At 65.0% G+C, this 11,672-nt stretch carries 8 protein-coding genes; 7 read left to right on the top strand and 1 reads right to left on the bottom strand.

Annotated features, from left to right (window positions below):
• The first annotated feature begins 217 nt into the window (after positions 1–217).
• From MHI61_RS21720 to MHI61_RS21740, 5 genes are all read left to right on the top strand, one after another.
• Positions 218–1,315, top strand: a complete 1,098-nt coding sequence (locus MHI61_RS21720; RefSeq protein WP_239790477.1) for a class I SAM-dependent methyltransferase — start codon at positions 218–220, stop codon at positions 1,313–1,315.
• Positions 1,312–2,172, top strand: coding sequence for an RNA methyltransferase (locus tag MHI61_RS21725; RefSeq protein WP_239790478.1), 861 nt, complete (start codon positions 1,312–1,314; stop codon positions 2,170–2,172). Before MHI61_RS21720 ends, MHI61_RS21725 begins: the two co-directional genes overlap by 4 nt.
• Complete coding sequence (lspA, locus tag MHI61_RS21730) at positions 2,169–2,672, top strand: signal peptidase II (protein WP_239790479.1); 504 nt, start codon at positions 2,169–2,171, stop codon at positions 2,670–2,672. The genes MHI61_RS21725 and lspA overlap by 4 nt, the downstream gene beginning before the upstream one ends.
• Positions 2,673–2,727: 55 nt before the next feature.
• The gene (locus MHI61_RS21735) at positions 2,728–5,004 is read left to right on the top strand and encodes a PAS domain-containing sensor histidine kinase (protein WP_239790480.1); all 2,277 of its coding nucleotides are present in this window, start codon (positions 2,728–2,730) and stop codon (positions 5,002–5,004) included.
• Between the two features lie 108 nt (positions 5,005–5,112).
• Positions 5,113–5,991: a GNAT family N-acetyltransferase gene (locus tag MHI61_RS21740; RefSeq protein ID WP_183914148.1), complete on the top strand. Its 879-nt coding sequence runs from the start codon at positions 5,113–5,115 to the stop codon at positions 5,989–5,991.
• 245 nt (positions 5,992–6,236) lie between these two features.
• Here the strand turns inward: MHI61_RS21740 and MHI61_RS21745 are convergent, their stop codons facing one another.
• A complete protein-coding gene (locus MHI61_RS21745) occupies positions 6,237–8,522 on the bottom strand; it encodes an NADP-dependent malic enzyme (protein WP_239790481.1) in 2,286 nt (761 codons plus the stop codon).
• Positions 8,523–8,635: 113 nt separating this feature from the next.
• Here MHI61_RS21745 and mutS point away from each other — a divergent pair, with 113 nt between their 5' ends.
• Together mutS and MHI61_RS21755 are read left to right on the top strand one after the other, a co-directional pair.
• Positions 8,636–11,362, top strand: a complete 2,727-nt coding sequence (mutS, locus tag MHI61_RS21750) for a DNA mismatch repair protein MutS (RefSeq protein WP_239790482.1) — start codon at positions 8,636–8,638, stop codon at positions 11,360–11,362.
• 11 nt (positions 11,363–11,373) lie between these two features.
• Positions 11,374–11,649 carry a hypothetical protein gene (locus tag MHI61_RS21755; RefSeq protein ID WP_010031717.1) on the top strand — a complete coding sequence of 92 codons (276 nt, stop codon included), beginning with the start codon at positions 11,374–11,376 and terminating at the stop codon, positions 11,647–11,649.
• Positions 11,650–11,672: the final 23 nt, after the last annotated feature.

Below are 11,672 nucleotides of genomic sequence, written 5' to 3' on the forward strand. Positions count from 1 at the left end.
CATCTCCGATTCGCTCACCTTATCCCAGCGGGGAAGCCTTTTGCCAAGGCGGAGAGGAATGGCTATGCCGTGATAGTTGGCTGCGTGCACCGGCATCCGAGAAGTGCCGACGCGCAGTTGATCCGGCACGGTTTTCTGGGTTACTGCATAATTCAAAGGGTGCGGCAGAGGACGCAGCCCCCGTCAACATACCCCGATACAGACGCGGAAGAGCACGTTGAAACAGAAAGAACGCCGGCCGGGCCAGAAGAAAACGTCAGGTCCCTCCGGTGAAAGCCGCAGGGACGATCGGGCCGGACGGTCACCGAAGCCGGTCGCGCGGTCGGCGGCCAGCCGCGAGACGCTGCGCGAAAGCGCAGTGCCGGTCGCAGCTGCGCGTCCGCTGACGACGCGCAGCGGCGAGCGGCCGGCGGAACGCGTGCCTGTCATTCTCGAATCGCTCGGCGCCGGCGATTTCCACCTGATCGACAGCGGCGACGGCCAAAAGCTGGAGCAATACGGCCCCTATCGCATCATCCGCCCGGAGGCCCAGGCGCTATGGCGGCCTTCGCTGGCGCCGCAAATCTGGGAGAAGGTTGACGCCGTCTTCACCGGCGATACCGATGAAGAAGGCACCGGCCGCTGGCGCTTCCCGAAGGCCGCACTCGGCGAGACCTGGCCGCTCAATCTGCTCGGCGTCGATTTCCTCGGCCGCTTCACCTCGTTCCGCCATGTCGGCGTCTTCCCCGAGCAGATCGTCCACTGGAGCTGGATGAAGGATCAGGTCGAAAGGGCCGGCCGGCCGCTGAAAGTATTGAACCTCTTCGGCTATACCGGTGTCGCCTCGCTTGTCGCCGCCGCAGCCGGCGCCGAGGTCACGCATGTCGACGCGTCGAAGAAGGCGATCGGCTGGGCGCGCGAAAACCAGGCGCTTGGGCGCATGGAGAAGCTGCCGATCCGCTGGATCTGCGAGGATGCGATGAAATTCATCCTGCGCGAGGAGCGCCGCGGCAGCCAGTACGACATCATCCTCACCGATCCGCCGAAATTCGGCCGCGGCCCCAATGGCGAAGTCTGGCATCTCTTCGAGCACCTGCCGTTGATGCTCGATGTTTGCCGCGAGATCCTGTCGCCGCGGGCGGCCGGCCTGGTGCTGACGGCCTATTCGATCCGCGCCAGCTTCTATTCGATCCACGAGCTGATGCGCGAGACGATGCGGGGTGCGGGCGGCGCCGTCGAATCCGGCGAGCTGGTGATCCGCGAGGCGGGTCTCGATGGCAAAACGCCCGGCCGCGCCCTTTCCACCTCCCTCTTTTCCCGCTGGGTGCCGAAATGACCAAGGACTTCCACGATCAGGGACCGCGCAGGGTCGGCCAGGTGAAGGAAGTCACCTCGCTCGCCAATCCGATCATCAAGGACATCAAGGCGCTGATGAACAAGAAGTCGCGGGAGGAAAGCGGGACTTTCCTGGCCGAAGGGCTGAAGCTCGTCATCGATGCGATCGAACTCGGCTGGACGATCCGCACGCTGGTCTACGCCAAGGCCGCCAAGGGCAAGCCGCTGGTCGAGCAGATGGCGGCCAAGACCGTCGCCTCCGGCGGGCTGGTGCTCGAAGTCAGCGAAAAGGTGATCGGCTCGATCACCCGCCGCGACAACCCGCAGATGGTCGTCGGCATCTTCGACCAGCGCTGGAAACCGCTCAAAGACATCCGGCCCGAGGAGGGCGAGACCTGGGTGGCGCTCGACCGCGTGCGCGACCCCGGCAATCTCGGCACGATCATCCGCACAGCGGATGCGGCCGGGGCTTCCGGCGTCATTCTGGTCGGAGAGGCAACCGATCCCTTTTCGCTCGAGACCGTGCGCGCCACCATGGGCTCGGTCTTTGCCGTGCCGGTCGCACGCGCAACGTCGGAGGAATTCCTCGCCTGGCGGAAATCGGCCGGCGTTTCCATTGTCGCCACCCATCTTGCCGGCGCGGTCGATTACCGCACGATCGACTACCGGAAGAAGCCTATCGTGCTCTTGATGGGCAACGAGCAATCCGGCCTGCCCGAGCAACTGGCCAAAGAGGCCGACGCGCTTGCCCGCATTCCGCAACAGGGCCGCGCCGATTCCTTGAACCTCGCCGTCGCCACCGCCGTCATGCTTTTCGAGGCGCGCCGCCATCTCCTCTCACTTGCCGAGGGCAAATGACCGAACCGACGCGTGCACGTCCCGCGCTCTTTGCGCGCCCAGCGCCGATCCTCTTCTTCATCGTCGCCGCCGTTCTCATCGACCAGATCGTCAAGATCGCCGTCGACCATTACCTGCCGCTGCAAGAAGCCGTGCCGGTTCTTCCGATGCTGGCGCTCTACCGCACCTATAATCTCGGCGTCGCCTTTTCGATGCTGTCGGGCATGGACGGCTGGTTCATCGTCGGCATGCGGCTCATCATTGTCGCCTTCGTCATTTGGCTGTGGTACCGCACCGCCAAGGATCGCTGGCTCGCCCATCTCGGTTACGCGCTGATCATCGCCGGCGCGATCGGCAATCTGGTCGACCGCTTCGCCTACGGGCATGTGATCGACTACATCCTCTTTTACACCGAAAGCTGGTCCTTCGCGGTCTTCAATCTCGCCGACAGTTTCATCACCATCGGCGCGGCCTGCGTCATTCTCGACGAGTTGCTGCTGCCGAAAAAGGCCGGCCGCTAAAATCTTATCGAATTCCTGAAGGCATTCGGAAGGGGCCTCATGTTAGCCATATAGCATGCACAACCTGGGACAGTTGCAGGAAAGATTGTCCGCCGCCTTCGGCGGACCCGCCGCCAAGCCGCAGGAGCGGATGGGGCAACCCTCGCCGCGACCACATGCGGGGGCACCTGCGAAAGCCAATCGGCGCCAGGCGCCCGCCCCGACACGGCGCCTGCTGTTCTACTGGCTGAGTGGCGCCGGCCTGCTTGCCGCAACGAGCCTCATGCTGCTTGCCCATGCCGGCCATCCGCTGCTGCTGCCAGGCGGGCTTGTCGTTCTCGGCCTGGCGGTGCTTGCCGGCTACCTCGTCCTAACGATCCGCCGGCGGGGGGCAAACACGCCCGGCCGCCAATCCCTGCCGGCGCGCAACGACGGCGCAAAGCTGTTCGCCGACGTGCACGACGTGCTCGGCGACATCACGGTCGGCCGCACCATGGACCGGCGCATCGTCTCCGCCAACGATACGTTTCGCCGTCTGACCGGACGGCTGCATCCGGAAGGACGCAGCTGCGAGGAGATCGGCCTCGCCTTCCGCCCCGGTCCGATCCCGCATTGCTACGACGTCGAAATCTCGACACCGGAAGGCCAGCGCATTTTCGTCTGGCGCGACGTCGTCACCCGCGATCCGGCGAACGGCCGCCTGCTGCTGCAGAGCGTTGCCCGCGACGTCACCGAAGAGCGGCTGATTGCGCAGAGCCGCGAGGAGGCCCGCCAGAAGGCCGAATATAATAGCGCCGCCAAATCCAGGCTGCTCGCCACCGTCAGCCACGAAGTGCGCACACCACTTTCCGGCATCCTCGGCATGACGCATCTGCTCGCGGAGACGCGGCTGACGCAGGAACAGCAGAATTATCTGGCGAATATCCGCCAATCCGGCCACGCGCTGACACAGCTCGTCGAAGATCTGCTCGATTTCTCCACCATCGAAGTCGGCCGCTTCGAGCTGCACCCGCGCTCCGAATCGCTGCGCAAGCTGCTCGAGAGCGTCGTCGAGATGCTCGCCCACCGGGCGCATGAAAAGGGTATCGAGATCGGCGCAACCGTGTCATCCGACGTGCCGGAGCAGATGAGCTTCGATCCGGCGCGGCTGCGCCAGGTTCTGTTCAACGTCATCGGCAACGCCGTGAAGTTCACTCAGGTCGGCGGCGTCTTCATCCGCGTCTCGTTTGACGCCGGCAACCTGTTGATCACCGTGGCCGATAGCGGTCCCGGCATGACGGCGGAGGAGCAGGCGCGCGTCTTCGGCGAGTTCGAGCAGGGCGGCACCGTCGCCGACAAGAGCAGCGGCACTGGGCTCGGCCTTGCGATCTCGGCGCGCATCATGCGCGAATTCGGCGGCGCATTGACGGTTGCCAGCGAAAAGGGCCTCGGCAGCGAATTCACCATCCGCTTTCCCGTCGATATCGGCGGCGAGCGGCCTGACCGGCGAAACACGCTGCTTGCCGGCAACAGCGTCGTGCTGTTGGCGCCGGCAGGGGCGGCGCGCACCGCCATCGCCGAGACCATCACCGCTCTCGGCGGCATCTGCCATCTCGTCGGTGACGGCGAGACGGCGCGGGAAAAGCTGCTCGGCATGGCCAATGGCGGCGGCCGGCCGACCGATATCATCGTCGACCACCGCATGTCGGCGGAATTTTCCGCCCACCTTGCCGATCGCGCCGAAATCGCCGCGCTCGGCCTGCGTAAGGTTCTGCTCGTCAATCCGGAAGAGCGCAGCGCCCATCCGCTCGACCTGTTCGATGCCTGGCTCATCCGGCCGCTGCGCGAACAGTCGCTGATCGATGTGCTGCGCGGGCGCATGCGCGGCATGGAAAAGCGCGACGCGCTGAATGACAACCAGCCGGGCTTCGGGCTTTCGGTGGCGGAGGCGAGGGTGGCGGCGAGCGGGCTCAGCATCCTGCTCGGGGAGGACGATCCGATCAACGCCATGCTGGTGCGCGTCGTCCTGGAAAAAGGCGGCCACAAGGTGCGCCATGTCGAAGATTTCGAGACCCTGCTCGATTGCGCCCTCGGCGAGGCCGATGCCCGCCCCGACATCATCATCAGCGATCTATCGATGCCGGGCGGCAATGGCATCGACATGCTGGGACGGCTGCGCGGCCACGAACGGCGGCTCGATATTGCGCCCGTGCCGGTGATCGTGCTGACCGCCGACAAGAGCGACGAATCACGCCGCCAGGTCTTGCTCAATGGCGCCAACCGGGTCATGGTGAAGCCGGTCGACCCGCTGCGGCTGCTGACCGAAGTTCAGGCGGTCGCCGCGCTTTCCGCCCGCCGGGCAGAGGCGCGATAGAGCCTGTGGGGACCGGCACGCGTCTTGCCCCGGGAAATGCAATATGTCACTTTCCTGTCGTACAGAAGTGTTTTATGGCGTCGAGAAGCCGGCAACCGGAGAATCGCCATGTCCTCCATCGACATTCTCAATCGTGACGTCACAGCCGAGGCTGCACGGCCGTCGACGGCTGCTGCCCAGAAGGACGGCGACATCCTCGGCCGCATCGGCAACCTGGAAACGCGCCTTGCCCGCACGGCCCGCGAGATCGACGCCGCCCAGGCGGTGCGCTACCGCGTCTTCGTCGACGAAATGAAAGCACAGCTGCCGCTGGACGCCATGCGCCGCCAGCGTGATGTCGACGCCTATGATGCCTTCTGCGATCATCTTCTTGTGCTCGACCGTGCGATCGAGGGCGATTCTGAAGACCAGATCGTCGGCACCTATCGGCTGTTGCGCCAGGATGTCGCCATGGCCAATGGCGGTTTTTACTCGGCTTCCGAATTCGAGATCGAGGGACTTCTCGCCAAGCATCCGGACAAGCGCTTCATGGAGCTCGGCCGTTCCTGCGTGCTGCCGGAATACCGCACCAAGCGCACCGTCGAGCTTCTATGGCAGGGCAACTGGGCCTATGCGCTGAAGCACGGCATGAGCGCCATGTTCGGCTGCGCCTCTTTCCCCGGCGTCTATCTCGAAAGCCATGCGCTGGCCCTGTCCTTCCTCTACCATAATGTGCTGGCGAAGGATGAATGGGCCGTCGGCGCGCTGCCGCATCTCGCCCGCAACATGGACCTGATGCCGGTCGAGGCGGTTAACCCGAAGCGGGCGCTGATGGCCCTGCCGCCGCTCATCAAGGGTTATCTGCGCCTCGGCGCGATGGTCGGCTCCAGCGCCGTCATCGATCATGCTTTCAACACGACCGACGTGCTGATCGTGCTGCCGATCTCCAGCATTTCCGACCGCTACCTGAACTATTACGGCGCCGACGCCGGCCGCTTCGCGAGCTGATCGCAATTTGAGCAATAGGGGCGGGCTTTGGCCGAGGTCGTCGCTTCATGATGCCGATGATCCTCGCTTCGGCGCGCTGTGACGCCGGGATCGGCGACACGAACCTCTCGTAAGGCTTGCGCCGCGGCTGCCACCCTAACCCTTGCCGGGGTCGAGCCGCTGGTCTCGACCCCGATTGGTGGCGGCAGGCGGTTGAGGGGCTGGTCCGCCGATCTCTCGGCCGGATGCCCGTATGCGGATAAGCCTTACGAACCCGCCCCGTAGGCAGCGATCGCCGCCATGTTGACGATATCGCTGTCCTTGGCGCCCATCGAGGTGATCTGCACGGCTTTGTCGAGGCCGACGAGGATCGGGCCGATCACCGTCGAACCGCCGAGTTCCTGCAGCATCTTGGTCGAGATCGAGGCCGAGTGGAAGGCCGGCATGACCAGCACGTTGGCGGGGCCGGAGAGCCGGCAGAACGGATATTGCTCCATCACCTTACGGTTCAGCGCGACATCGGCCGCCATCTCACCGTCATATTCGAAATCGACGCGGCGCTTGTCGAGGATCTTCACCGCCTCGCGCACCCGCTGGGAACGTTCGCCGGAGGGATGGCCGAAGGTGGAATAGGCGAGCAACGCGACACGCGGCGGATAACCCATGCGCCGTGCGAGGCCGGCGGACTCTTCGGCGATATCGGCAAGCTCTTCGGCGCTCGGCATGTCGTGCACCGCGGTATCGGCAACGAAGACGGTGCGGCCGCGGCAGAGCGCCAGCGACACGCCGATGACGCGGTGGCCGGGCTTTTCGTCGATGCAGCGGCGCACATCCTCGAGCGCGGTCGAATAGTTGCGCGTGATGCCCGTCACCATGCCGTCGGCGTCGCCGAGCGCCACCATGGTGGCGGCAAAATGGTTGCGGTCGTTGTGAATCAGCCGCTGCGCATCGCGGTGGAGATAACCCTTCCGCTGCAGCCTAGCATAGAGGTAATCGATATAGGCTTCGACGCGGGTGGAGATACGGGCATTGACGATCTCGAGGCCGGGGCGGTTGAGATCGATGCCGGCGCGCTCCGCCGTCGCCCGGATCAAGTCCTCGCGGCCAAGCAGGAGCGCCGTGCCGAGTTGCTGGTTGGCATAGGACAGTGCTGCGCGCAGGACCTGCTCTTCCTCGGCTTCGGCAAAGACAATCCGCTTCGGCCGGCGGCGCACGCGCTCGTAGAGGCTGGCGAGCGTCGAGGCGATCGGATCGCGGCGGGCCGAAAGCTCGCGGGCATAACCAGCCATGTCGGTGATGACTTTGCGGGCAACGCCGCTTTCGATCGCGGCCTGCGCGACCGCGACCGGGATGGCCGAGATCAGCCGCGGATCGAACGGAACCGGGATGATATATTGCGCGCCGAAACGCGGCCGGTTGCCCTGATAGGCGGCGACCACATCATCGGGCACGTCCTCGCGGGCCAGATTGGCGAGCGCCCTGACGGCGGCGATCTTCATCGCGTCGTTGATCGTCGATGCCCGCACGTCGAGGGCGCCGCGGAAGATATAGGGGAAGCCGAGGACGTTGTTGACCTGGTTCGGATAGTCCGAGCGGCCCGTCGCCATGATGGCGTCGTCGCGGATGCGGGCCACCTCTTCCGGGGTGATTTCGGGATCGGGATTGGCCATGGCGAAGATGATCGGCCGATCCGCCATCGAACGGATCATCTTGGCCGAGAAGGCGCCCTTCTGCGACAGGCCGAAAATGACGTCGGCCCCTTTCATCGCTTCTTCCAGCGTGCGGGCGTCGGTCTTTGCCGCATGCGCCGATTTCCACTGGTTCATACCCTCGGTGCGCCCCTGGTAGATGACGCCCTTGGTGTCGCAAAGGATGATGTTTTCAGGGGCAAAACCCATCGCCTTGACCAGCTCGACGCAGGCGATCGCCGCCGCTCCCGCGCCGTTGCAGACGAGCTTGGTCGTCTTCAAGTCGCGGCCGGTCAGTTCCAGCGCATTGATCAGGCCGGCGGCGGCGATGATCGCCGTGCCGTGCTGGTCGTCATGGAAGACCGGAATGTCCATCAGCTCGCGCAGCCGGCTTTCGATGACGAAGCAATCCGGCGCCTTAATATCCTCGAGGTTGATGCCACCGAACGAGGGGCCGAGGAAGCGCACGCAGTTGATGAACTCGTCGACATTTTCCGTATCGATCTCGAGGTCGATGGAATCGACGTCGGCGAAGCGCTTGAACAGCACCGACTTGCCTTCCATGACCGGCTTCGAGGCGAGCGCGCCGAGGTTGCCGAGACCGAGGATCGCCGTGCCGTTGGAAATGACCGCAACCATGTTGCCGCGCGCCGTGTAATCATAGGCCGTCTGCGGATCGGCAGCGATCGCCTTGACGGGGACGGCGACACCGGGCGAATAGGCGAGCGACAGGTCGCGCTGCGTTGCCATCGGCTTTGTCGGGTTGATCTCCAGCTTGCCGGGCCGGCCCATGGCATGAAAATCGAGCGCCTCCTGGTCGGTCACTGATGTCGCCGGCCGGTCCTTCTTATCGATATCGGGCATAAATCCTCCAACGTCCTGTGGGCGACGCTTTGCTCTTCCTCAAATGCTGTTGTCATCTATAGCGGCGCGCGGATAGGGTTGGCACCTGTTTTTTTGGGAAAAACTGCACCTCCGTGAACGCACGAATAGACACAGGAAATGAAGCCTTTTCGGCTGCCGAGCTTGCCACGGCGGAAAGCCGTGCCTCGGCGACGCCGATGATGGAGCAATATATCGAGATCAAGGCGAACAATCCGGGTTCGCTGCTCTTCTATCGCATGGGCGACTTCTACGAGCTGTTCTTCGAGGATGCGCTGGAGGCTTCGCGCGCGCTCGGCATCACGCTGACGAAGCGTGGCCAGCATATGGGCCAGGATATCCCGATGTGCGGCGTTCCCGTGCATGCCGCCGACGATTATCTGCAGAAGCTGATTTCGCTCGGCTTCCGCGTCGCCGTCTGCGAGCAGGTCGAGGATCCGGCCGAAGCAAAGAAACGCGGCGGCAAATCCGTCGTCAAGCGTGACGTCGTCCGCCTGGTCACGCCGGGCACGATCACCGAGGAAAAGCTGCTTTCGCCCTCGGAATCCAATTATCTGATGGCGCTCGCCCGCATTCGCGGCGGGGCCGAACCGGCGCTGGCGCTTGCCTGGATCGACATTTCCACCGGCGTCTTCCGGCTGGCGGAGACGGAGAGTTCGCGGCTGCTCGCCGACATCCTGCGCATTGATCCGCGCGAGCTCATCCTGCCCGATACGATCTTCCACGATGCCGAGCTGAAACCCGTCTTTGACGTGCTCGGCCGAACGGCGGTGCCGCAGCCGGCGGTTCTCTTCGACAGCGCCAGCGCCGAAGGCCGGATCGCCCGCTATTTCGGGGTTTCGACGCTGGACGGCTTCGGCAGCTTCTCGCGCGCCGAGCTCGCGGCGGCCGCAGCCGCCGTCGCCTATGTCGAGAAGACGCAGATCGCCGAGCGTCCGCCGCTTGGGCAGCCCGAGCGGGAAAGTGCCGCCTCGACGCTTTTCATCGATCCGGCCACCCGCGCCAATCTCGAACTTGCCCGCACGCTGTCGGGCGATCGCAACGGTTCGCTCCTGAAGGCGATCGACCGCACCGTCACCGGCGGCGGCGCCAGGCTTCTGGCCGAGCGGCTGATGTCGCCGCTCACCGACCCCGCCCGCATCAATGCCCGGCTTGATTCGATCGGCTTTTTGATCGATGAACCGTCGCTCTGCGACAAGCTGCGCGACACGCTGAAATATGTGCCCGACATGCCGCGGGCGCTCTCCCGCCTGGCGCTCGACCGCGGCGGCCCGCGTGATCTTGCGGCCATCCGCCGAGGCCTTCAGGCGGCGGGCGGCGTTGCCGCCATGCTCGCAAACGCCATGCTGCCGGAAGAGCTCGGCGAGGCGCTGTCCGGGCTGAAAGCGCTTCCCGCGAGCCTGGAAACGCTGCTTGCCGAAACGCTCGCCGACGAACTGCCGCTGCTGAAGCGCGACGGCGGCTTCCTGCGCGACGGCGCCAGCGCCGAGCTCGACGAGGTCCGGGCGCTGCGCGACCAGTCGCGTCGCGTCATCGCCGGGCTGCAGTTGCAATATGCCGAGGAAACCGGCATCCGGTCGCTGAAGATCAAGCACAACAATATTCTCGGCTATTTCATCGAGGTCACCGCCGGCAATGCCGGCCCGATGACCGATACAGCCGAAGCCAAGGCCCGCTTCATCCACCGCCAGACGATGGCGAGCGCGATGCGCTTCACCACGACCGAACTTGCCGATCTCGAAAGCCGCATCGCCAACGCCGCCGACCGGGCGCTTTCGATCGAATTCGAAGCCTTCGACAGGATGACGGCGGCCGTCGTGGCTGAAGCCGAGGCGATCAAATCGGGCGCCCGCGCGCTGGCGGTGATCGACGTCGCCGCCGGCCTGGCGCTGCTCGCCGAAGAACAGGTTTATTGCCGGCCGCAGGTCGACGGCTCGAAAATGCTTGCCATCGAGGGCGGCCGTCATCCTGTTGTCGAGCAGGCGCTGCGGCGGCAGGCGGGCGGCCCCTTCGTCGCCAACCATTGCGATCTTTCGCCGAAGGACGGCGCCAAGGACGGCGCCATCTGGCTGCTGACCGGCCCGAACATGGGCGGCAAATCGACCTTCCTGCGCCAGAATGCGCTGATCGCGATCCTGGCGCAGATGGGCTCCTTCGTGCCGGCGACATCAGCCCATATCGGCATCGTCGACCGGCTGTTCTCGCGCGTCGGCGCCTCCGACGACCTGGCGCGCGGGCGCTCGACCTTCATGGTCGAGATGGTGGAGACGGCAGCGATCCTCAATCAGGCGAGCGACCGTTCGCTGGTCATCCTCGACGAGATCGGCCGCGGCACCGCGACATTCGACGGCTTGTCGATCGCGTGGGCGGCCGTCGAGCACCTGCACGAGGCCAATCGCTGCCGCGGCCTCTTCGCCACGCATTTCCACGAGCTGACCGTGCTGTCGGAGAAACTTGGCCGGCTATCGAACGCCACGATGCGCGTCAAGGAATGGGACGGCGACGTCATCTTCCTGCATGAGGTCGGACCCGGTGCGGCTGACCGCTCCTACGGCATCCAAGTCGCCCGCCTCGCCGGGCTTCCGGCCTCGGTCGTGGCGCGCGCCCGCGACGTGCTCACCCGCCTCGAGGATGCCGACCGCAAAAACCCGGCGAGCCAGCTGATCGACGACCTGCCGCTCTTCCAGGTGGCGGTGCGCCGCGAGGACGCGGCCCGTGGCCCGTCCAAGGTCGAGGAGGCGTTGAAGGCGATGAGCCTCGACGACATGACGCCGCGCGAGGCGATGGATGCGCTTTACGATCTCAAAAAGAAGCTGAAATAGGAGCGCGGCCGATGTTCATGGAAAAGCTGGTTCGCGAAACCGAGCGCCTCTCACTGATCTGCTCCATGTTCGACACGATGCGGCGCGCCGACCAGGACCGCAATGCGCGCGGCTGGACCTCGCCGATCGGCCTGCTGAAAATCACCCGCAGTTGCGCTATGATCTCGGAGCTCGCAACTGCGATCGCCAAGGCGGGTTATCGCGAATGCGACAGGCAGACGCTAGAAGAGATCCTGGGCGAGACACGGCAGGTGCTCTACGCGCTGAGAGCGCAGGCGGCCGACTGAGGCTTTTGCCGAAAGCCGCTGCT

It is taken from the genome of Rhizobium sp. K102 (assembly GCF_022385315.1).
GTDB lineage: Bacteria > Pseudomonadota > Alphaproteobacteria > Rhizobiales > Rhizobiaceae > Rhizobium > Rhizobium croatiense.